The 21,955-nt window shown below is 40.5% G+C and carries 22 protein-coding genes, 2 tRNA genes and 3 rRNA genes; 7 read left to right on the top strand and 20 right to left on the bottom strand.

From position 1 onward, the window contains the following. Nucleotides 1-7: 7 nt before the first annotated feature. From DNL43_RS00095 to DNL43_RS12030, 6 genes are all read right to left on the bottom strand, one after another. Nucleotides 8-532, bottom strand: coding sequence for a DUF669 domain-containing protein (locus DNL43_RS00095; protein ID WP_095344900.1), 525 nt, complete (start codon nucleotides 530-532; stop codon nucleotides 8-10). A gap of 2 nt (nucleotides 533-534) precedes the next feature. Continuing rightward, complete coding sequence (locus tag DNL43_RS00100; RefSeq protein WP_095344912.1) at nucleotides 535-1,215, bottom strand: AAA family ATPase; 681 nt, start codon at nucleotides 1,213-1,215, stop codon at nucleotides 535-537. 71 nt (nucleotides 1,216-1,286) lie between these two features. Next, nucleotides 1,287-2,660: a DEAD/DEAH box helicase family protein gene (locus DNL43_RS00105; protein ID WP_095344901.1), complete on the bottom strand. Its 1,374-nt coding sequence runs from the start codon at nucleotides 2,658-2,660 to the stop codon at nucleotides 1,287-1,289. A gap of 12 nt (nucleotides 2,661-2,672) precedes the next feature. Beyond that, the gene (locus tag DNL43_RS00110; protein ID WP_095344902.1) at nucleotides 2,673-3,524 is read right to left on the bottom strand and encodes a DUF1351 domain-containing protein; all 852 of its coding nucleotides are present in this window, start codon (nucleotides 3,522-3,524) and stop codon (nucleotides 2,673-2,675) included. A 19-nt stretch (nucleotides 3,525-3,543) separates the two neighbouring features. Continuing rightward, nucleotides 3,544-3,813, bottom strand: a complete 270-nt coding sequence (locus DNL43_RS00115; RefSeq protein ID WP_044502658.1) for a hypothetical protein — start codon at nucleotides 3,811-3,813, stop codon at nucleotides 3,544-3,546. Beyond that, nucleotides 3,813-3,971: a hypothetical protein gene (locus DNL43_RS12030; protein WP_008213905.1), complete on the bottom strand. Its 159-nt coding sequence runs from the start codon at nucleotides 3,969-3,971 to the stop codon at nucleotides 3,813-3,815. Before DNL43_RS12030 ends, DNL43_RS00115 begins: the two co-directional genes overlap by 1 nt. 108 nt (nucleotides 3,972-4,079) lie before the next feature. Here DNL43_RS12030 and DNL43_RS00120 point away from each other — a divergent pair, with 108 nt between their 5' ends. Further along, a complete protein-coding gene (locus DNL43_RS00120) occupies nucleotides 4,080-4,292 on the top strand; it encodes a YozE family protein (RefSeq protein WP_008213902.1) in 213 nt (70 codons plus the stop codon). Between the two features lie 333 nt (nucleotides 4,293-4,625). Further along, a complete protein-coding gene (locus DNL43_RS00130) occupies nucleotides 4,626-4,901 on the top strand; it encodes a hypothetical protein (protein ID WP_095344904.1) in 276 nt (91 codons plus the stop codon). A 5-nt stretch (nucleotides 4,902-4,906) separates the two neighbouring features. Here DNL43_RS00130 and DNL43_RS00135 read toward each other — a convergent pair whose 3' ends face one another. Further along, nucleotides 4,907-5,233: a DUF771 domain-containing protein gene (locus tag DNL43_RS00135; protein ID WP_008213898.1), complete on the bottom strand. Its 327-nt coding sequence runs from the start codon at nucleotides 5,231-5,233 to the stop codon at nucleotides 4,907-4,909. 39 nt (nucleotides 5,234-5,272) lie between these two features. Here DNL43_RS00135 and DNL43_RS00140 point away from each other — a divergent pair, with 39 nt between their 5' ends. Then, a complete protein-coding gene (locus DNL43_RS00140) occupies nucleotides 5,273-5,668 on the top strand; it encodes a hypothetical protein (protein ID WP_095344905.1) in 396 nt (131 codons plus the stop codon). Between the two features lie 342 nt (nucleotides 5,669-6,010). On the opposite strand, the gene DNL43_RS00145 is transcribed toward DNL43_RS00140, so the two are convergent. Next, complete coding sequence (locus DNL43_RS00145; protein WP_008213892.1) at nucleotides 6,011-6,211, bottom strand: hypothetical protein; 201 nt, start codon at nucleotides 6,209-6,211, stop codon at nucleotides 6,011-6,013. Nucleotides 6,212-6,280: 69 nt separating this feature from the next. Here DNL43_RS00145 and DNL43_RS00150 point away from each other — a divergent pair, with 69 nt between their 5' ends. Then, a complete protein-coding gene (locus tag DNL43_RS00150; RefSeq protein ID WP_095344906.1) occupies nucleotides 6,281-6,679 on the top strand; it encodes a DUF2513 domain-containing protein in 399 nt (132 codons plus the stop codon). Here the strand turns inward: DNL43_RS00150 and DNL43_RS00155 are convergent. From DNL43_RS00155 to DNL43_RS00165, 3 genes are all read right to left on the bottom strand, one after another. Beyond that, entirely contained in the window at nucleotides 6,663-6,863 is a 201-nt protein-coding gene (locus tag DNL43_RS00155; RefSeq protein WP_095344907.1) for a hypothetical protein, read from the bottom strand. The genes DNL43_RS00150 and DNL43_RS00155 overlap by 17 nt on opposite strands. 76 nt (nucleotides 6,864-6,939) lie before the next feature. Beyond that, on the bottom strand, nucleotides 6,940-7,164 hold the full coding sequence (locus tag DNL43_RS00160) for a hypothetical protein (RefSeq protein WP_095344908.1): 225 nt from the start codon (nucleotides 7,162-7,164) through the stop codon (nucleotides 6,940-6,942). Nucleotides 7,165-7,708: 544 nt separating this feature from the next. Then, nucleotides 7,709-7,924 carry a helix-turn-helix transcriptional regulator gene (locus DNL43_RS00165; RefSeq protein ID WP_070366834.1) on the bottom strand — a complete coding sequence of 72 codons (216 nt, stop codon included), beginning with the start codon at nucleotides 7,922-7,924 and terminating at the stop codon, nucleotides 7,709-7,711. A 189-nt stretch (nucleotides 7,925-8,113) separates the two neighbouring features. Between DNL43_RS00165 and DNL43_RS00170 the strand changes: the two genes are divergently transcribed. Continuing rightward, nucleotides 8,114-8,821, top strand: a complete 708-nt coding sequence (locus DNL43_RS00170; protein WP_156644951.1) for a LexA family transcriptional regulator — start codon at nucleotides 8,114-8,116, stop codon at nucleotides 8,819-8,821. Between the two features lie 121 nt (nucleotides 8,822-8,942). Then, the gene (locus DNL43_RS00175; protein ID WP_095344910.1) at nucleotides 8,943-9,254 is read left to right on the top strand and encodes a hypothetical protein; all 312 of its coding nucleotides are present in this window, start codon (nucleotides 8,943-8,945) and stop codon (nucleotides 9,252-9,254) included. Nucleotides 9,255-9,496: 242 nt separating this feature from the next. Here the strand turns inward: DNL43_RS00175 and DNL43_RS00180 are convergent, their stop codons facing one another. Then, nucleotides 9,497-11,272, bottom strand: coding sequence for an S-layer protein (locus DNL43_RS00180; protein WP_156644953.1), 1,776 nt, complete (start codon nucleotides 11,270-11,272; stop codon nucleotides 9,497-9,499). 236 nt (nucleotides 11,273-11,508) lie between these two features. Here DNL43_RS00180 and DNL43_RS00185 point away from each other — a divergent pair, with 236 nt between their 5' ends. Next, complete coding sequence (locus DNL43_RS00185) at nucleotides 11,509-12,642, top strand: site-specific integrase (protein ID WP_095345089.1); 1,134 nt, start codon at nucleotides 11,509-11,511, stop codon at nucleotides 12,640-12,642. Nucleotides 12,643-12,831: 189 nt separating this feature from the next. On the opposite strand, the gene DNL43_RS00190 is transcribed toward DNL43_RS00185, so the two are convergent. The 8 genes from DNL43_RS00190 to hslO all read right to left on the bottom strand — a co-directional run bounded on the left by DNL43_RS00190 (nucleotide 12,832) and on the right by hslO (nucleotide 21,945). Continuing rightward, a tRNA-Thr gene (locus tag DNL43_RS00190) sits at nucleotides 12,832-12,904 on the bottom strand. A 52-nt stretch (nucleotides 12,905-12,956) separates the two neighbouring features. After that, nucleotides 12,957-13,029 (bottom strand) — tRNA-Asn (locus DNL43_RS00195). Nucleotides 13,030-13,035: 6 nt separating this feature from the next. Next, a 5S ribosomal RNA gene (rrf, locus tag DNL43_RS00200) occupies nucleotides 13,036-13,152 on the bottom strand. 77 nt (nucleotides 13,153-13,229) lie between these two features. Beyond that, a 23S ribosomal RNA gene (locus DNL43_RS00205) occupies nucleotides 13,230-16,150 on the bottom strand. Nucleotides 16,151-16,374: 224 nt separating this feature from the next. Beyond that, a 16S ribosomal RNA gene (locus DNL43_RS00210) occupies nucleotides 16,375-17,948 on the bottom strand. Together the 16S, 23S and 5S rRNA genes with 2 tRNA genes alongside form the textbook arrangement of a ribosomal RNA operon. Before the next feature lie 450 nt (nucleotides 17,949-18,398). Beyond that, nucleotides 18,399-19,901, bottom strand: a complete 1,503-nt coding sequence (lysS, locus tag DNL43_RS00215) for a lysine--tRNA ligase (RefSeq protein ID WP_056982723.1) — start codon at nucleotides 19,899-19,901, stop codon at nucleotides 18,399-18,401. A gap of 57 nt (nucleotides 19,902-19,958) precedes the next feature. Beyond that, nucleotides 19,959-20,966 (bottom strand): tRNA dihydrouridine synthase DusB, encoded by a 1,008-nt coding sequence (dusB, locus tag DNL43_RS00220; protein ID WP_056982721.1) that lies wholly within the window; start codon nucleotides 20,964-20,966, stop codon nucleotides 19,959-19,961. An 82-nt stretch (nucleotides 20,967-21,048) separates the two neighbouring features. Next, nucleotides 21,049-21,945, bottom strand: a complete 897-nt coding sequence (gene hslO, locus DNL43_RS00225) for an Hsp33 family molecular chaperone HslO (RefSeq protein ID WP_056982719.1) — start codon at nucleotides 21,943-21,945, stop codon at nucleotides 21,049-21,051. Between the last annotated feature and the right edge of the window lie 10 nt (nucleotides 21,946-21,955).

Raw genomic sequence — 21,955 nt, forward strand, 5'->3', positions numbered from 1 at the left:
AATAAATTTAGTCAAAAGGCAGATCATCGTCGTCAATGTCAATGGGATCGTTATTAGCTTCTTCTTTGGTTGCCGGAGAGAAGTCATAATCCTTGTATGGATATTGGGGCTTCTTTTTGTTTTCTCGCACATCTAGCTTCATATGAACCGGTGTCCCTTTAGAACCCAGGAAGGCGGCGGAAAGGGTGTCCATATCGTCCCAGTCATCATCATTTAGAGTAATTCCTAATGCGTTAGCAAGTTTGGCAACTAGTTTGATTCTAGTGGCAATGACGCTTTCTGGAATATCCTTACCGTTGGCTGACTTGGTATCGAAATTGAATCCATTGAAATCTTTTCGACCGGCTTGTTCACCATCAATGACGGTGACTGCAATACTTAATCCATCCCAACCGCTATTAGAATGGCGGTGTTCCATCCCATCAAATGAAACTAAGTAGTCACCAGATGGTAGTGAATTAAAAGTGTTTGGGTTATCCTTTTTGGCGTTAAAATCTTTTAGTGCATTGTTAGCCATATCTCGTAAACTCATAATTAATGATCTCCTTTTTCTTTGTCAATTTTTTCAACAATCTTGTTTTGTTCATCCTTGGTTGTTTTTATCGGTTTATCAAATACTCCAGAAATGTTATCCAAGATATTTAAGATCTTAGGATCTTCAATTTGGTCGCGTTGATAATGCTTACGACGGTCAGTTACTCGACGAATGTATCGTTTACCAATTCGTTGGGTTTGAATAACTAAGTCGCAGTTACCATTAACCACGTTATAGTATTTTTCTTTGAGCGCCGGTATTTCGTGTTCTGTGATTCCTTCACCGGTAGTAACTGCTCGACTAATGTAAACCACATTCATATTCAACTGTTTTAATTCCGTTACCAGCCCAATCAACGCTGCATTAAACATGGCGTAACCTTTTCCATATGGAATATCCGACAAAGCTTTCACATCGTTTTCCATGCAGATCGCTTGCTCCAACATGAATACCACATCTTCAATGACATCAATCACAATGGTTTCATAGGTGTTGTTTTCTGTTTGCAACGCTAAGAGATACTCATCTAGCTGGTCAATAATCGATTGAGTTAGCTTCCCTTCCGCATTCCGCTGGTTTCTCAACTGAATTGCTGGTCGAATTCCGGATTCGGAATTGTCATCCGTGTTAAAAATCAATGAATTTGGGAATCGTTCAGCTAAATAACTTTTGCCACTCATGGTTTTTCCAAAAATAAAGAAATTTCGTGGCGTACTTTTAGGTTTGTGTACTTTGTTTTCTGGTAAAATACTCACTTTCTAATCAGTCCTTTCGCTTTAGCTTGGTAGAATACCCAACCACGCTTGTATTTATGAAGTTTGGCATAAGCTTGTAATTCCGCCATGCTGGTTAACTCTGCTGGTTTCTTGTCAGCCACGTTCATAGCAACATTAGATTCCATCATTTGTTTGGCCATTTGTTTAACTTTGGTGTCTACCCGCTCCAATTTGGCATCTTCCACAACTTCAATTTCTTCATCTTTGGTAAGTTGTGCTCCACAGAACGGGCAAGTATCACCCTTACGGTAAAACGTGGCAAAACAGTGTTCACAGACTGTTACACTTGAAACAACTGCGGTCGTTGAATTGGTTATCTGCTTCTTACTACCTTGAAGTGTCCAGGTTCGATGATCAGTTGGTAATCCAAATCGTTCGACATTGCCAACATGATCGATAATGATCGCGGTTTTACCCTTGCGTGGATTCATCGACCGCATGGCAAACTGTAAATACAACGACAGTGACTGCGTTGGCCGTAACATAATCACACAATCAACATTGGGTAAATCTAGCCCTTCCGTAAATAATTCAGCGTTAGTGATAATCTGAATTTTGCCCTCTCGATAATCCTGAATGATTCGATTTCGCTCATCCTTTGGTGTTTTTCCTGATACCGCCTGGCAACTTATTCCGGCATTATTAAATGCTTCTGCTAATCGCTTGGTGCTTGCCACGTTGTAGGTATAGGCAATTGCTTGCTTACCGTTTGCCAATTTCTGGTAATTTTTAACGGCGTTACCATAAATTTTGGGTTTAATTGCTTTAGCAATACTTTCTTCACTAAATTCACCAGTTCGCTTAGTTTTTAACAATGCGGTGTCAATTTGTTTTGGAGCATAATATTCCATCGGTGCTAAATTGTGATGTTCAATTAACCAGTCAATCGGTTTACCAATAATTAAATCATCAGCAATCTTATCAAAGCTTTCGCCATTCATTCGATAAGGGGTGGCCGTAAATAACAGCTTGTACGCCTTCGGGAATGCAGACAAGATTCGTCGATAAGACTTAGCTAAAGCGTGGTGTCCCTCATCAACAAAAATCACATCTGGAGTAGCTAGTTTATCGACATGCCGAGTAAAAGTTTGCACCATGCCAATTTGAGACAATTTCATATTGACTTGTTGGGCTTTAAAGGTGGCGACTACCTGATCAACGATCTCTTTACGGTGCACAATGAATAAAATCCGTTTGCCATTAGTGGTTGTCCGCCTAGCAATTTCAGCCATGATTACGGTTTTACCCGTTCGTGGTGGTGACTGTACCATAATTGACTTATTGCCATGTTTCATTGATAAAACGATTTGTTGAAGTTCTTCTATTTGGTAATTACGTAGCTTATACATATCGAATAACCATTACACTTTATGATATTGAATTCCGTTGCTCTCCATATAGTTTTTCAATAGTTTCATCTGGGGAATTGTTGCCGTTATTTTTAAAGACACTGAATGGGAAACAACTTCGCCAGTATTGGTATCAATCGTTTTACCTTTCTGCTGAACTTGATGTGTTTGTGCTTCCGCTGCTTGTGCTTCCAGAGTCTGCTGTTTTTGTTTATTTAGTTTGACCTGATTATCAATTGCTTGAAGCAAATAATTAACATCTTGGCCTTGCTTTAATTGATCAATCCAACCAGCCGGATCGATCTGGTAAGCTTGAGTATATTTGGTAATAGTACTGATACCGGTTTTTAAATCATCGTGTTGCTTTTTAATGTAACCCATCACATCAGCAATTCCTTCGGTTACTTTCTTCTTGGTGGTGGTTTTATTTAACCAAGTAGGATCAATTTCAACCTCGCCTGGTTCCACATGGTAATTAGGTGCCATTTCAGCAATCAAAGCATTAACATGCTTCAAACGAAGCTGACGCTGCTGCTCTTCCAATTCTTTTAGCCCAGCGTCAATTGGGTTAATCGAACTATCCAGGGTCATTTCCAAATCTTTAATTTGAGCTGCAAACCGTTGATATGGTTCAGCGTATTTTTTTCTAATTTCCTTACGTTTATCATCAAGAGCTTGCTTCAATTTCCGAAGCTCTGCCCGGCTAGACTTTGATTCTTTTTCTGTGGAAGCTGTTACTGCCATTCCTTGATATTTATTGGCATATGCTTCTACAGCTGTTTTTAATTGATCAAAATTATTAATTGTAATCACAGGTAGCTGATAGTCAATCGTGTATTCTGGTAGGGATAATTCATTTGCCATTTATATTTACCTCCATCTTTTAATGTAAATAGTGTCGTTGATCAATTGAATCCTTCATTGACGCTATTTCTTTTCTTTTAGATTTTGTGATTCTGCCACAGATTAATCTAATTGGTTCGGGATAAATTGGGACTCGTTCTTTCCGCTTCTTCATAAAATCCTTGTCGGTCCCAGTTACGACGTAAGTCGGATACTTTATGCTGAGCTTTCGCATAACGTCGGCACGAGAGACACCAGTTTCTAATATTTGGGAATCCATTACACCAACTGCTTTCCAAAATTTAGTCATTATTCCACCTCGTGATGTAAAATATATTCAGATAGTCGTTGCTTTTCTTTATCTAGGACAAAGAAATATGCCAACAAGCTATGATCGTTTTCCACGGGTGTGCGTCCAATAATCATATTTAAACGTTTGATACGGTTCTGTATTGTTAATGTTTTCATTCTGATGACCCTCCAGGTGTTATAATATTAGTAGTTATAGTTGTTAGCTGGTCCACCCATTTGCGGTAGTGGGCTATTTTGTGCATATAATTAAGGTGGTGAATTCTTATGGATTTTTACAATTGGTTAATGCGCTTTAAAGACGTTAGCTTACCAGTTGGTGATGTAGCAAGAGAAATAAGATCTGATAGATCGTTTCCTAAGGGAAATTTAGATTGGAAACATTTAAAAGAATATCTTAAGTCAATTGGTTTTTCAGATTCCAAATTAGAAATTGTTAAAAACGTCTTTAACTATTATTTAGCGGAGAAAAGTCGCTAATTAATAAAATCCAGTAATCATTTGGAAACTTCATATTTTCTTGGCCATATTTGCCTCGTATTTCAGTATTGGCATAAAGGCCACCATGGAACAGTTGGGCTTCCTTTCTTTTTCTTAATTCACCTATTAATTCAGATGTCGAATACTTTTGCAATTTATTCATCGATATGATTCCTTTCTATTTTTTAGTGACGCCCAGTTGGTATAAAGTATTCAATGACCAGGGCTGCTAAGAACACTAAAACTAGTACTTCCAATGATTCCATTAATCAAATCACTCCTTTTTAATATTTGTAGAATTTTGAATTCAATTCATTAAGGAGGCTAAGTCGTATGATTCATCAAATTGTTGCTATTCGATTACGAACTTATTCCAAGGGAAAGCAAGCATCACCAGAAAATATTGATTTAATAAAACAGGCCAGTGGGAAAATTGAACTTATTCAAGCCACAGCAGCCAATATTATTCGTGGTGATTACTACTTTTACATTCTCGGTAATGGTACCTATGAAATCACTTATGATTACAATCATGACAATGCTTTATATATTAAAACCAAGAATTCCTCAAATCGTCACGATCGATTATTAGATTTGCCAAGAATTTAATGTTTTTACCAATTGAATTCACTCCAATGATCCTCCAGGAACTGCTGCATTTTGGTAGCTTTAAACAACCAGGGACTACCTTTACTGCCACGATGGACTAAATATCTATCATCCATTAAGGCTTGCATTTCCCGTGAATATTTTGGATTTTCCAAGAAATTTTCTTTTAACCATTGTGGTGATTTGTTCCCACACCACTTACGAAGATCGTTTAAATTCCAAGTCCGTCCAAAGGTTGATTCCCGTTTTAACTTTTGGTAATCTTCCTTATTTATCAATTCAAAATTATCAGGAATTTGAATTGATACTTTAGCACTAATGACCTGAGACATTTTGTCACTTCCTTTAGTTGTATACTTGAGTTATTCCAATTGATCGAGGCGATAACTATTACTCCTGAATTAACAAAAGCCGAACGTAAACTATTAAAGGATCTTTTGAAAGAGTCAAAGAAGTTCTCTGATGGCTGTATTCCTATCAATCGTCAAGAAGAATCGGAACAAAAATATTACTTACACCATTTCTGGAAGGAGAATCTAATCTGGGATGATACCATGCCAGACACCCCTGAAAACCCAAACGGAATGCCTACCTACAATGCCATTAAGCTCTCACCTGATGGCTTGCACTACTTTGAAAAATATCATGAATATAAACGTGAGCAGTTCTTAAGTGGAATCGTTTGGCCTATCATTGTTGCTACAATAACTTCTTTAATAGCAAACATGCCAAACTGGTTACCATGGCTGATAAAACTGCTGAAATGATTTTTGTGAACCGTGGATGCTTTTCAATGAAAAAAGCTAATCCATAGATTCGTATGATTTTTAAATCGCTGAATATTTTTTTCATAATCAACACCTCATTCAAGTAACAATTCGCCGTTTCCTCTTATTTGATTAGTCTCAATTTACTGCGTTACTATCATGAATGGCTGAACGCATAGTACTTATAATATCTTTAGAATTAATTTCAGCTTTACTGTTGACCCCTGTGTTACTTGCGATAACACGGAGGTCTTTTTCGATTGCCCACAAAACGTGGATTAATTGCTTTAATGTTTTTATCATTTTTCTCACTTCCTTTTGATAAGATCTGACGTGGATTAATTAATCGTCGTTTTTGTTGTCTTCAATTTCCACATTCTTCACTCCATAAGCGATAAACTTATTAACTACCGCTGTGACAGTTAATCCAGTTTCGTGCTTAATGTCCATTAACTGGTTATACAAATCGGTGTTAATGCTAATCAACCTGGATACTCGTGGTTCTGGTGCTTTCTTTTCTAAAACTAAACGTGGTTTTGCCATTTTTTATTACTTCTTTCTATTATTTACTGACGTATAATTTAATTAATTCAATTAATCGAGGTGATAACGATGAAACTTAACCAGGACTGTGTTCGAGATATTATGCTGTTTATTGAGAAGAATGTTACATTTGGCATGTTTTTACATTTGAATGATTTTATCGAATCGTCAGATTTAAAGAAATACGATTCTAAAACAATTAAATACACACTTGGAAAGCTGGATGAAACTAAATTTCTTCACTCAAAGGCAACATGGATTGATAACAACCTCGTTATGTTTTCAACTGGCATGCTTACCTGGGACGGCCACAAATTCTTAGACACTATTAGAGACAGCAAAGTTTGGTCAACTACAAAGAGCGTTACTGAAAAGCTAGCTTCGGTTTCCATGTCCATGATTGAAAGCATCTCAGCACAAGTGATTTCAAACATCATTAAAAGTCAGATGATTAAGAACGGTCTTTAACGATAAAGTTCTCCTCATTGACACGAACAAATAATTCTTTAGAAGCCCATTTTTTTGGAATGATGGTTTCTTTTTCTTGTCGATTCAACCAAAGGACTAGTTGTAAGTCACTCGTTGATCCTGTTGCAAGTGGAACATTATTTCCTTGATTGTCATGGCAAAAATAAATATAATCGTGCTTCAAGATTAATTCTCCTATGGTATTTATTGGCGTATGCTTGAATTATTCTAATCAATCGCAGATTTTAAGATTGTATCAATCACTTCATCCGAAACTCGGGATTAAAGTGCTTTATATGATTCAGCACATCTCCTAGCTCAGCACTTAGCTGCTGAGCTTTTGGTTCGTATAGCTCTGAAAGAATTTTTGATAAAAGATTAAATGCTCTTTTACGCGATTCTTTTGTCATTGGCACGATTTTTTCCTTATTGCACTCCTTGCTACCACAAATGGCTCGGGGTGTTTTTTCTGCGTCTTGGTTCACTTTATTCACCTCCTTTCATCATTCCCGCATTAGTTTCAATAGCTGTTAATATTCTAATAAAAAGACGATTGCTGTAATCGTCACAATACCGACCACGATCAATTGCCAAAAATTAATACAACACCATATAGTGAACAAGATTGCCGTTTCTATGGAATCTTCAATTTTTTCAAGACAATCTTTAAAATTTGACATTTTTATTAACTCCTTCTTCGGTGTTCGTGACGATTCCAAAAATCCGAGCTGAACCAGTATTAATTAATTTTTTGAGCTATGAAAAGATATTATAGTTTGTAAGCTAAATACGTTAATATCAGTGATCCGATTAGTGAAATAATTGAAATAACTAAAGCAATTATTTGTAACATTGGTTTCCTCCTTTCAACTATTCATTGACGATCACTTGGCTTCTTTCTAGAACATATGACCAAGTAAGTAACCAATTGTCATAAATAGAACTCCTATCGCCATATTTAAAATAGGCTGAATATTACTATCAAAGCACTGATGCAGTTTGCCTTTTTCCATTTAACTCACCTCCTTTCTATGCTGGCTGTGTGGACGGATCCGGAGTAAATAAAAACTTGAGTTCATATTCAGGAAAAAAGCTTTCTTGAATTTTTAAAGCTTCACTGAATTTGAATGATGACGTTCCATTAATTTTGTCAGCGATAGTCTGGTAACGAACATTCAAAAGATCTGCCATATCAACTAAAGTTACATTTTTCTTCTTTCGAATTTCTTCTAAATTATTTAACATAATATGACTCCTTCCTAATACGAATTTTCGTATATTAGTTTAAAAAATAATAGCTCTTCATGAGCACATTTTTATAATATACGAATTTTCGTATTTAGTCAATACCAAAATTCGTATTTCTTTAAATTCGTTCATTTACATACGATTTTTCGCATGATATAATAAAACATGTTAAAGGAGGAAGCAAGCATGAACAAGGAAGATTATTTAAAAGATTTAATAGAAATAAAATCTGGTAACGTTAAAGCTTTTGCCGATTCTATAGGCATGGCTTATACAACTATCCGATCTATTCTGGATCGCGGCATTATGAATGCTAAAATGGAAAATATAATAAAAATATGTGATGGATTGGGAATCAAACCAGAAGACATTGTCAAGTTAGAAAGTTCAGTCGTTAGTGATACCAATAAAATAATGCTTCAACTCCACCCTTCACGCCAAGAGAAAGTTTACAATTATGCCAGTGATCAATTAAACGAACAGAATAACGAAAAAATAACTTCAATGTTTGACCACAAGCCGATGATTGAAATTCCTGCCGGGCGTTCAACTGCTGCCGGGTCTCCTATTAACGGTGAGGATCAAGATACCCAATTAATCCACAAACTTATTGCTGGTGAAAAAGTCCCTGCTGGTGCTGATGAATTAGTTACTGTGGATGGTGATTCAATGGAACCGCTCTTAAAAAAGGGTAGTCAAGTTTTTATCCACTATCAACCAGAGGTTGAGAATGGTGAAATTGCGATCGTCCACATTCGTGATGTTGGTGTTACTTGTAAAAAGTTTTATGTAAATGAGGATAATACCGTTACCTTAAAATCAATTAACAAGGCATACGATGACATGGTGTTTGATTGTGATGAAGTTAATGTAATCGGTAAAGTGATCTTATGAGCTCCCAAATGTGGGGGCTTCATTTAAAGTTTTAAAAGAACATATGTTTCGACTAACCAGGTGGTTTGCTTAGGTTCGAGTCCTAAATAGTCAATTAACTAATTTTAAGGAGGGTTTTAACATGGATACTGAAGAATTAAGAGATTACTTAAAAGAGAATAGCAATATCGAGAATTTGTTTACTAGCAAATGCCTGCAATATTTGACCGAAAAAAATAACCAACGTTCTCTGGATAAACGTTGGCTACAGGAAAGAATCGATCGTGAAGCAGCTAATATGTATTACAAATTTCTAGTAAATATCCACGATAAAATCAGCAGTAATTTTAAGGGACTTGCTAAGCATGATCCTAATAAATGGCGACACTTTATTTCAGTTAATGAGACACTGGATCAACTAGAAGAATCTGTTGTTGAGCTAGATTTTGAATAGAAAGGCTAATACAAAAGCGTTGCAGCAAACAATAATTATACACAGTAAACTTTTTCAGGTTGGTACTGTAAGGTATCAATCTTTTTTTGAATATAAATACTTTTACAGTTATCTAAATTTTGACTATTATCGAACTAAGGTTCAAATTGCGTTAATTACTTAATTCAACCAATACAAAAGAAAAAGCAAATCCCCGTAAGGATTTGCTTTTTTGCAATATTCTGCTACTTCACAACGAATTACTATGCAAGTGGAGAGAATCCATTGTTAGTAGTTGCGGTTGGGAAGGTAACTTTAACTGGTGCATCATAGCTGTAGTATACAGAAACAGGAGACTGTTGACCAAATGTACCACCAAACGCATTCTTAGCATTCAATGTTAATTGGGCAAAGTGATCAATGTTTCCATCCTTGTCAAATACAGGATAAATACCTGACTTCAAAGTTTGAAGTGTTGTGTGCTTTGCAAGGTAGTTCATAACATCAGTTCCTGAGAATGATGCATTTCGTGAACCACCAAACAAGTCAGTAGCATTCAAACTTGCAGGGGCAACATAAGTCTTCGCAGCTGCAGCTTCAATAGCGTTATTAACTTCTTCTAACGAAGTACCACCAGTAATTGCTTTTGCAACTGCAGTTTTAACAGTACTACCGATCAAAGCACCATTTGCATCAATCGTAGATGAGTCAAGTGTGATTGATGAGGTCTTCGTAGGCAGCGCGGTCTTATCCGGCAGATCAACCTTGCCTTGGAACAAGCTAGTAGGTAATTTGCCAACAGCTACGTCATCTTGTTTAGCACGGCTGGCAGTATCAGTTGCAAGCTGAGCTTTCGCATTACCATCAGTAGTTGCATACGTATTTACTTGTAACTTCTGGAATACAGTGTCACCCTTTACAAGGCTAATGTTAGTAGTTTCACCGGTCTTAGCTTGAGCAACTACTGATTGGTTAGCTTTGTTAGCAACAGAATCATTGCTAATGTCAAATCCATAACCTGTACCAGCTAATGCGTTATTAATCTTATTGGTAAGATCTGATAATGCATTAGAATCGGTGATTTGCCAAGTATAAATTGCTTTTGAAGGATCAGCCTTCAATTCACCAAAGGCAGTACCTTTTTGTACGTTAGTTCCTGCCTTAGTGTAATCAAGGGTAGCAATTGATTTGCCTGATTGATCAACGAAGTTCAAGCGAATTGCATTTGATGCAACTGGAGTTTGAGTAGGTGTAGTAGGTGTAGTAGCTTGAGCAGTCAAGGCGCTGTACTTGATCCAGCCGTTAATCTTTTGACCATTAGTAGCGTTAGTGTCAGCAATCTTTACCCAAAGGTCGCCTTCACGGGTACGGGTCGTTTGGTCCGTAACTTTGAAGGTATCGTTAGCGTAAGGAGTAGCATCAGTAACGGTACGGCCCTTACGATACTCAGTCCAAGCTGGGTAAGTGTAAGTGGTGGCAGTGCCATCATTTGCAGTACCGGCTTTGGTGATCTTGTAGGTAGCATTCTTTTGAGCGTCAGTCAATGCAGTGGTTTGGCCCTGAGTATTGATTGAAGCTGAAGATGCTGAAGATGAAGTGTTTGCAGCTGCTGCAGGTGCAGTAGTAGTGTTAAATGAAGCAATACCACCAGCAAATGCAGTAACTGACTTGCCGCCGTAAATCCAGCCACGGTAAGTCTTATCAAATGAAACAACCTTGTAGTAAACTGAGCCACGGTTAGTAGTAGCTACACGATAAGCACGGAAGTTCTTTTGACCTTGCTTAGAGTTCTTAAGACCAGCTAATGTAGTCTTAGTTGCAACGGTCTTAGCACCCTTCAAAGTACCAGCCTTTGTATAAAGAGCGTTAGTACCGTTAACAGCAACGTTACGAGTAGTAGCATCAGTTGTCAAAGCTTTGTTTGATGTAACTTTGGCATATGATTTTGCACTAGCATTTGTGCTAGATACACCGGCAACAGCTACAAATGATAATGCAGCTACACCAGCAAAAAGAGTCTTTTTCAATGACTTTTTCATGTGTAATTTCCTCCCAAAAAAATTGTTTTTTCAAGCTACCTAGGCATGCAAAAACATGCCTCAACTAACTTGCTGTAAATAGTATAACATAATCAAGGTTGAATGCAAAAGGAAAAAGGAGTTGTAAAGGCTTTAACATTTTTCTGTAATCTATATGCCATGATCATTGATAAATGATCGATCTATTAAGTAGATTCCCCACTATGTGTTAGTATATTACCCAAAGGAGAATAATAATGCCATCAATACGTAAGCATGGTCATGGATACCAAGTAAGATACTACTATTATGATGCCAATGGTCAGGAACATGAGAAAACTAAGAGCGGCTTTAGAACTAAATCAGCTGCAAAACTATTTGCGAGTCAATTAGAAATCGATATCCACAATGGTTTGGATCTCGTTCCTAAAGATCCTAAGTTTGCTGACTATTTTGACTATTTTTATCACACGTACAAAGAGCCTAAGATTGAAAATCAGACTAAGAATCGCTATAAAATAACTAGTCGAGTATTACATAATTATTTCGGTGATGTTACTTTAAAAAGTATTGACCGACCACAATATCAAGCATTTATTAACTTCTATGGTCATTCTCATGCAAAAGATACTGTTTATAAAGTTAATTCACTGATTAGAGCAACTGTTCAAAATGCCGTTCTTGACGATCTGATTCATAAAGATTTCACCCAGCGAGTCAGTCTTATTTATGATAAGTCACGTGATAAGCATGTGGAATACCTCAACGTGGCTGAGATTAAGCGTCTCATCGCTTATTTGGAGAATCACTTAAACTATCACTTTACCTCCACTTTTATGATCCTGACGGCCGTTTTAACTGGTGCTCGCTTGGGGGAAATTCAAGCATTAACTTGGAATGACGTTAATTTTAATTTTAAAACGATTAGCATTACTAAATCTTGGAATTCATCCGAAGGCGGTGGATTCAAAGATACCAAGACGGCTGGTTCAAATCGAATCATTGCAGTTAATGACGAATTGCTGAAATCATTAAAGATCTTGAAGGATCACAATAATGGAGAACTAATTTTTGTTAATCAATATAAATCCATTCCATCATCCTCTGCCGTTAATAAAAAGTTGCGTTCTATACTAAAAGACTTAGGGATTCAAAAACAGGGCTTCCACTTTCATTCTTTACGACACTCACATGTAGCTTACCTACTATCTCGAGGAATTGACATTTACATCATTTCTAAGCGTTTAGGCCATGCTGACGTATCCACAACAACAAAGATTTATTCCTATTTAATGGATGAATATAAAGCAAAAAACGATCAACAGATTCGTGAAGAGTTAGATAACCTTTCCTCTCATGATGAAACTATACCAATTAAGCGGAACCTTTAATAAGGTTCCGTTTTTATTTTGTTATTTTACTCTGTATCAGGTTAAACTTCTTCTGCCCGTTTGGCCGTTATTTGCCCGTTATTATTTATATTTTAATACTTTCTAGTACGTTTTTATAAATTAAAAAAATTAGGAATGCCCATTTAACAGCATTCCTAATTTTAATATTTCTTCTAATTTGCATAATTATGCCGACTGCAGGAGTTGAACCTGTGACCCTCGGTTTACGATACCGATGCTCTACCAGCTGAGCTAAGTCGGCAAATGTTTATGGTACAAAAAATGCTAACAATTAAGTTAGCATTTCGACAAAGCTCCGGCAGGCGGGCTCGAACCGTCGACAACCTGATTAACAGTCAGGTGCTCTACCAACTGAGCTATGCCGGAATAATCGCGTGGCAACGTCCTACCCTTGCAGGGGGCGATCCCCCAACTACTCTCGGCGTGCAGAAGCTTAACTTCTGTGTTCGGCATGGGAACAGGTGTATCCTTCTGGCTATCGCCACCACACTATTTTTCCTTGAAAGAACTTCGTTCTCTCAAAACTAGCTAATATTAATTTTCTGTACCTTGAACACCATTTCTACTTGGTTAAGTCCTCGACCGATTAGTATTGGTCCGCTCCGTACATCACTGCACTTCCACTTCCAACCTATCTACCTGATCATCTTTCAGGGGTCTTACTTCCATATAGGAATGGGAAATCTCATCTTGAGGTGAGTTTCACACTTAGATGCTTTCAGCGTTTATCTCATCCATACGTAGCTACCCAGCGATGCGCCTGGCGGCGCAACTGGTACACCAGCGGTATGTCCATCCCGGTCCTCTCGTACTAAGGACAGCTCCTCTCAAATTTCCTACGCCCGCGACGGATAGGGACCGAACTGTCTCACGACGTTCTGAACCCAGCTCGCGTACCGCTTTAATGGGCGAACAGCCCAACCCTTGGGACCGACTACAGCCCCAGGATGCGATGAGCCGACATCGAGGTGCCAAACCTCCCCGTCGATGTGGACTCTTGGGGGAGATAAGCCTGTTATCCCCAGGGTAGCTTTTATCCGTTGAGCGATGGCCCTTCCATACGGTACCACCGGATCACTAAGCCCGACTTTCGTCCCTGCTCGACCTGTCTGTCTCGCAGTCAAGCTCCCTTCTGCCTTTACACTCGTTGAATGATTTCCAACCATTCTGAGGGAACCTTTGGGCGCCTCCGTTACTGTTTGGGAGGCGACCGCCCCAGTCAAACTGCCTACCTGACACTGTCTCCCGCCACGCTTAGTGGCGCGGGTTAGAGTGTTCACACAGCGAGGGTAGTATCCCACCAACGCCTCTGCCGAAACTAGCGTTCCGGCCTCAATGGCTCCTACCTATCCTGTACAAGCTGTGTCAACACCCAATATCAAGCTACAGTAAAGCTCCATGGGGTCTTTCCGTCCTGTCGCAGGTAACCTGCTTCTTCACAGGTATCTTAATTTCACCGAGTCTCTTGTTGAGACAGTGCCCAGATCGTTACGCCTTTCGTGCGGGTCGGAACTTACCCGACAAGGAATTTCGCTACCTTAGGACCGTTATAGTTACGGCCGCCGTTTACTGGGGCTTCATTTCTGGGCTTCGCCGAAGCTAACTCATCCACTTAACCTTCCAGCACCGGGCAGGCGTCAGCCCCTATACGTCATCTTACGATTTTGCAGAAACCTGTGTTTTTGATAAACAGTCGCCTGGGCCTTTTCACTGCGGCTGTGCTTGCGCACAGCACCCCTTCTCCCGAAGTTACGGGGTCATTTTGCCGAGTTCCTTAACAAGAGTTCACTCGCTCACCTGAGGATTCTCTCCTCGACTACCTGTGTCGGTTTGCGGTACGGGTAGTTGATTACTCACTAGAAGCTTTTCTCGGCAGTGTGACGTTGGTTGCTTCCCTACTTAAATTTCGGTCCTCATCACCACTTGTCAACCCGCCAAAAAGCATTTAACTCTTTGACTGACTTGTGGCTTAAACATCCGTTTCCAGCTGGATGCACAACTTAGCCTCCTGCGTCCCTCCATCGCTCAAACATAATCAACTAGTACAGGAATCTCAACCTGTTATCCATCGCCTACGCCTTTCGGCCTCGGCTTAGGTCCCGACTAACCCTGGGAGGACGAGCCTTCCCCAGGAAACCTTAGTCATTCGGTGAATCAGATTCTCACTGATTTTTCGCTACTCATACCGGCATTCTCACTTCTAAGCGCTCCACCAGTCCTTACGGTCTGGCTTCATTGCCCTTAGAACGCTCTCCTATCACTTGACCTAATGGTCAAGTCCACAGTCTCGGTAATATGCTTAGCCCCGGTAAATTTTCGGCGCGGAATCACTCGACTAGTGAGCTATTACGCACTCTTTAAATGGTGGCTGCTTCTGAGCCAACATCCTAGTTGTCTATGCAACTCCACATCCTTTTCCACTTAGCATATATTTAGGGACCTTAACTGGTGGTCTGGGCTGTTCCCCTTTTGACGATGGATCTTATCACTCACCGTCTGACTCCCGGATAAAAATCAATGGTATTCGGAGTTTATCTGAATTTAGTAACCCATGACGGGCCCCTCGTCCAAACAGTGGCTCTACCTCCATGATTCTACGTCCGAGGCTAGCCCTAAAGCTATTTCGGAGAGAACCAGCTATCTCCAAGTTCGTTTGGAATTTCACCGCTACCCACACCTCATCCCAGCACTTTTCAACGTACACGGGTTCGGGCCTCCAGCGCGTTTTACCGCACCTTCACCCTGGACATGGGTAGATCACCTGGTTTCGGGTCTACAGCAACATACTTAAACGCCCATTTCAGACTCGCTTTCGCTGCGGCTCCGGCTTTTAAACCTTAACCTTGCATGTTACCGTAACTCGCCGGTTCATTCTACAAGAGGCACGCTATCACCCATTAACGGGCTCTAACTGCTTGTAGGCACATGGTTTCAGGAACTATTTCACTCCCCTTCCGGGGTGCTTTTCACCTTTCCCTCACGGTACTGGTACACTATCGGTCACTAGAGAGTATTTAGCCTTGGGAGATGGTCCTCCCGGATTCCGACGACGTTTCACGTGTGTCGCCGTACTCAGGATCCTGAACTGAGGGTCATTGATTTCACCTACGGGGCTATCACCCTGTTTCGCCAACCTTCCCAGATTGTTCGATTATCAACAACTTTGGTAACTCAAATGTTCAGTCCTACAACCCCAACGAGCAAGCTCGTTGGTTTGGGCTGTTCCCCGTTCGCTCGCCGCTACTTAGGGAATCGAAATTTCTTTCTGCTCCTGTGGGTACTGAGATGTTTCAGTTCCCCACGTCTACCTCTATATCGCTATGAATTCACGATATAGTAACAGCTGATTAAAGCTGCTGGGTTTCCCCATTCGGAAATCTCCGGATCAAAGCTTACGTACAGCTCCCCGAAGCATATCGGTGTTAGTCCCGTCCTTCATCGGCTTCTAGTGCCAAGGCATCCACCATGCGCCCTTTTTAACTTAACCTGTACATCACTACGTGATGCAAAGTTAATTGAGTATTTGCGATTTTTTTCTAGTTAACAAACTCAAAATAACGCGGTGTTCTCGGTTGAAATTATATTAAATACAATTTCAAAAAATTATTACAGAAAATTAATATTATCTAGTTTTCAAAGAACGAATTGAGAGTAGACCTCTCAAAACTAAACAAAACTTTCGACAATGTGCAGGATTCCGTTTTTCCTTAGAAAGGAGGTGATCCAGCCGCAGGTTCTCCTACGGCTACCTTGTTACGACTTCACCCTAATCATCTGTCCCACCTTAGACGGCTGGTCCCCGAAGGTTACCTCACCGGCTTTGGGTGTTACAAACTCTCATGGTGTGACGGGCGGTGTGTACAAGGCCCGGGAACGTATTCACCGTGGCATGCTGATCCACGATTACTAGCGATTCCAACTTCATGCAGGCGAGTTGCAGCCTGCAATCCGAACTGAGAACGGCTTTAAGAGATTAGCTTGACCTCGCGGTTTCGCGACTCGTTGTACCGTCCATTGTAGCACGTGTGTAGCCCAGGTCATAAGGGGCATGATGATTTGACGTCATCCCCACCTTCCTCCGGTTTGTCACCGGCAGTCTTGCTAGAGTGCCCAACTGAATGCTGGCAACTAACAATAAGGGTTGCGCTCGTTGCGGGACTTAACCCAACATCTCACGACACGAGCTGACGACAACCATGCACCACCTGTCATTCTGTCCCCGAAGGGAACGCCTAATCTCTTAGGTTGGCAGAAGATGTCAAGACCTGGTAAGGTTCTTCGCGTAGCATCGAATTAAACCACATGCTCCACCGCTTGTGCGGGCCCCCGTCAATTCCTTTGAGTTTCAACCTTGCGGTCGTACTCCCCAGGCGGAGTGCTTAATGCGTTAGCTGCAGCACTGAAGGGCGGAAACCCTCCAACACTTAGCACTCATCGTTTACGGCATGGACTACCAGGGTATCTAATCCTGTTCGCTACCCATGCTTTCGAGCCTCAGCGTCAGTTACAGACCAGACAGCCGCCTTCGCCACTGGTGTTCTTCCATATATCTACGCATTTCACCGCTACACATGGAGTTCCACTGTCCTCTTCTGCACTCAAGTCTCCTGGTTTCCGATGCACTTCTCCGGTTAAGCCGAAGGCTTTCACATCAGACCTAAGAAACCGCCTGCGCTCGCTTTACGCCCAATAAATCCGGACAACGCTTGCCACCTACGTATTACCGCGGCTGCTGGCACGTAGTTAGCCGTGGCTTTCTGGTTGGATACCGTCAAGATGTCAACAGTTACTCTGACACCTGTTCTTCTCCAACAACAGAGTTTTACGAGCCGAAACCCTTCATCACTCACGCGGCGTTGCTCCATCAGACTTTCGTCCATTGTGGAAGATTCCCTACTGCTGCCTCCCGTAGGAGTTTGGGCCGTGTCTCAGTCCCAATGTGGCCGATTACCCTCTCAGGTCGGCTACGTATCATTGCCTTGGTAGGCCATTACCTTACCAACAAGCTAATACGCCGCGGGTCCATCCTAAAGTGATAGCCGAAGCCATCTTTTAAACCAAGACCATGTGGTTTTGGTTGTTATACGGTATTAGCACCTGTTTCCAAGTGTTATCCCCTACTTCAAGGGCAGGTTACCCACGTGTTACTCACCAGTTCGCCACTCGTTTCGTGTTAAATCATTCAAATGCAAGCACCTAAAATCAATAACGGAAACGCGTTCGACTTGCATGTATTAGGCACGCCGCCAGCGTTCGTCCTGAGCCAGGATCAAACTCTCATCTTAAAATGTTTTAAAATGATAAGCCTGTTATAGCTCATGATTTAAATTTATTATTTGTTATTACGAATTGACTTCGCAAATGTTTGGCCTCGATCAAAAGATCGAAGCGCCCTGCACATTTGTTTGTCGAAAATTTTGTTCAGTTTTCAAAGGTCTACATCGTTGTCGGAAGAAATAATTCCTCTCTCGCGACAACTATTTAATAGTACCACGCTGATCAACCAGAGTCAACAAAAACTTTTTCTCAATGAAACGTTTCGTTGTGTCACTCGTTCAAATCAGCATATATAAATATACCGAACTTTCATCCATTCGTCAAGTATAAAAACAAAATGAATCGCAAAAAAGTTGAACTGGTCTATCTGATCAAAGTATTGCAAGATAATCAAGCTGTCTGAGACCAAATTGCAACAAAAAAAGCAATCCAAAAATTGGATTGCTTTAAGTAAAATACTAGTTATTTGTATTGTCTTCGGGACGCATAGTTGGGAACAAGATGACATCACGAATGGAAGGTGCATCTGTTAGAAGCATAACCAATCGATCCATTCCGATACCTAACCCACCTGTTGGTGGCATACCATATTCAAGAGCTTCAATGTAATCTTCATCAATTCCTTCAGCTTCTTGGTTACCTTCCTTACGTTCGGCAACTTGAGCTTCAAATCGTTGACGTTGATCAATTGGATCATTTAATTCTGAAAAGGCATTAGCAAATTCACTCTGGACAATATAGAGTTCGAAACGATCCGTAAATCTTGGATCATCGGCATTCTTTTTTGCCAATGGAGAAATTTCAACTGGATGACCATAAATGAATGTTGGGTCTACAAGCTTAGGTTGAACTAATTCTTCAAAGAAAGCGTTGATAATATGACCGGTCTTCCACCATGATTCATAGTGAATATGATGTTCGTCAGCCAATTTCTTAGCGTCGTCATCTGACATTGGTTTCCAGAAATCAATTCCAGTGTATTCCTTAATTGCATCAACCATGTGTTGGCGTTTAAATGGCTTATTCAAATCAACCTTGGTTCCTTGGTAGGTCACAATGTTGTCATCCGTAACAGCAGCAGCTGCGGCCTTAAAGATACCTTCAGTTTCATCCATGACATCATGGAAATCATAATAGGCAACATATGATTCAAGCATTGTAAATTCAGGATTATGGCGAGTATCCATTCCTTCATTTCTAAATACTCGGCCGATTTCATAAACTCGTTCCAATCCACCAACAATCAAACGCTTCAAATGTAATTCCAATGCAATTCTCAAATAAAGATCAATATCCAAAGCATTGTGATGGGTGATAAATGGACGCGCATTGGCACCACCAGCTGAATTATGCAAAACAGGGGTTTCAACTTCTTGGTAGTCGTTGGAATCCAGGTATTTACGTACAGCAGTGATAATCTTAGTCCGCTTTAAGAAGCGGTCAAAACTATCTTGGTTGGAAATCAGATCAAGATAACGTTGACGATAACGTTGCTCTTTATCCTTTAAACCATGGAACTTATCGGGAAGTGGTCGTAAAGCTTTTGATAAGAAAGTAACTGATTCTGCTCGAACAGTTAACTCACCCATGTCAGTTTTAATAATCTGACCGGAAATACCTAAATGGTCACCAATATCAGAACGTTTGAAAATATGGTAAACATCATCACCGACAATATCCTTACGAACATAAATTTGAATCTTTCCAGTTCGGTCTTTAAGATCGGCAAAGCCAACCTTACCTTTACCACGCTTAGCAATCATTCTGCCGGCAATGGTGACCTTTTTGTCCTTTTTAATCAATTCATCTTTATCTTCATCATCAAAATCTTTGTGAAGTTGTTCAGCAAGATATGTACGTACAAACCGATGTCCAAATGGATCGATTCCTTCCTTGCGTAATTCTTCCATCTTTTGACGACGGACGATCATCTGATCATTCATTTCTTTTTCTTTGGCCACTGTGAAACCTCCTAAATGAAAATTTACTATTTAATCATAACACAAAAAACACCGAATTTATTGTGCTATCCGGTGCTGACGTGCTTTTCTCTGTTCATTTTTTTCAAGGAACTCATCAAAGATATCGTCCATCGCAGCTTCACCTGATGCATTTGTCAGTGCAACCTTGGTCCGGGCAGAATGAGAAATTCCCTTTAAATAGTATGATGCTTGACCACGGAATTCATGTGAGCCGATATAATCACCCTTCAACTCAACAAGGCGATGCAAATGCTCTTTGGCAGTTGCAACTTTTTGTTCTGGGGTTGGGGTTGGTAATAATTCACCAGTCTCCAAATAATGGGTGGTCTGCTTCAAAATCCAGGGATTTCCTTCGACTGCTCGACCCATCATAACGGCATCGGCACCAACTTCGGTCAACATCTTCTTAGCATCTTGCGGTGTGCGGACATCACCATTCCCCATAAATGGAATATGGATTTCATCTGCAACCTGCTTCAAAATGTCCCAATTAGCATGGCCCTCATACATTTGCTTTCTGGTTCTGCCATGCATTGCCAAAGCAGAAGCTCCAGCTTTTTCAGCTGCCAGCGCGTTTTCCACAGCAAAAATATGATCCTTATCCCAACCAGTACGCATCTTGACGGTAACCGGCTTTTTAACGGCATCGGTCACGTAAGAAACCATTTCGTAAACTTTCTTGGGATCCAGCAGCCAGCGAGCACCGGCATCGGTTTTGACAACCTTGTTAACCGGGCAGCCCATATTGATATCGATGATATCGGCAGCCGTATTCTGGTCGACAAATTTGGCAGCTTGAACCAATGTTTCTTTAGTCCCACCAAAAATCTGGATACTCATTGGGTGTTCCTTGGGATCCACAAACATCATATCCAACGTTTTTTTGTTTTTGTACATAATGCCACGGTCTGAGATCATTTCACAAACGACAAGACCTGCACCGTACTCCTTACAGATAATTCTAAAAGCAGAGTTGGTGACACCGGCCATCGGCGCTACTACGACTTGATTTGGGATCGTAACATTACCAATATTCCATTCCATTCTTTCACCTCAAAATTCAATTACTAATTGTGAAATTCCGTAAGTTATCCTATCACATTTTCATAGAAATAAATAGCCAACTTTATTTATGACCTTTTGCCTTGGCAACTTTAATGATCTTAGTCAATTCATCCTCACCAAAATGGTACTTGTTCCCACAGAAGTTGCAAGTGACATCGATCCCCTTATCTTCTTTGAGCATTGTTTCCAATTGAGGTACCGGCATCCCTTCGAGATCTCTGCCAAATTTATATTTGGAACAATTGCAATAGAATTCAACCGGAACAGTCTGCAGAAAATGAAGCTTACCCTTGCCAAATATCAATTCCAAAATATCCTCAGGGGTTTGGTTGTCCAATAGCAACTCCGAAATCATCGGAATTTCTTTAATCCGTTCAATCACTTTATTAATCGCATCGTCAGTTGCATCAGGCAAAACTTGAATCAGGTATCCACCGGCGGCACCGATCGAATTATCATTATTTACAAACACTGAAACGCCAACCGCAGATGGAATCTGCTCTGACTGAGCCAAATAGTAAGTAAAGTCGTCACCAATCTCACCGGAAGCAAGCGGAACGGTTCCTGTATAAGGATCTTCACCTTCGGCAGCCCGGCTGACTTCAATAAAGCCATTGACTCCGACTGCTTTGCCAACATCAATTTTATGGTTGGCATTCAACGGCAAGTGAACGTGAGGATTCTGAATATACCCCTTCACGTGACCATTTGAGTCGCTGTCAGCGACAATTTGGCCAACGGGACCTTTCCCATCAATCTTGACAGTAACGGCTTCCCCGTTCTTTTCAACCGACTCTGCGAGCATCACTGTTCCAACCAGAGTCCGACCCAAAGCAGCTGATGATGCGCTCCAGGTATCATGATCTTTTTGTGCAGTGGCAACCAACTTTTTGGCGTTCACAGCATACGCTCTGAACATGCCATCACTGGTTGTGGCTTTGACTAAATAATCATCCATAAATTTACAC

The organism is Lentilactobacillus kefiri, assembly GCF_009739535.1.
Lineage (GTDB): Bacteria > Bacillota > Bacilli > Lactobacillales > Lactobacillaceae > Lentilactobacillus > Lentilactobacillus kefiri.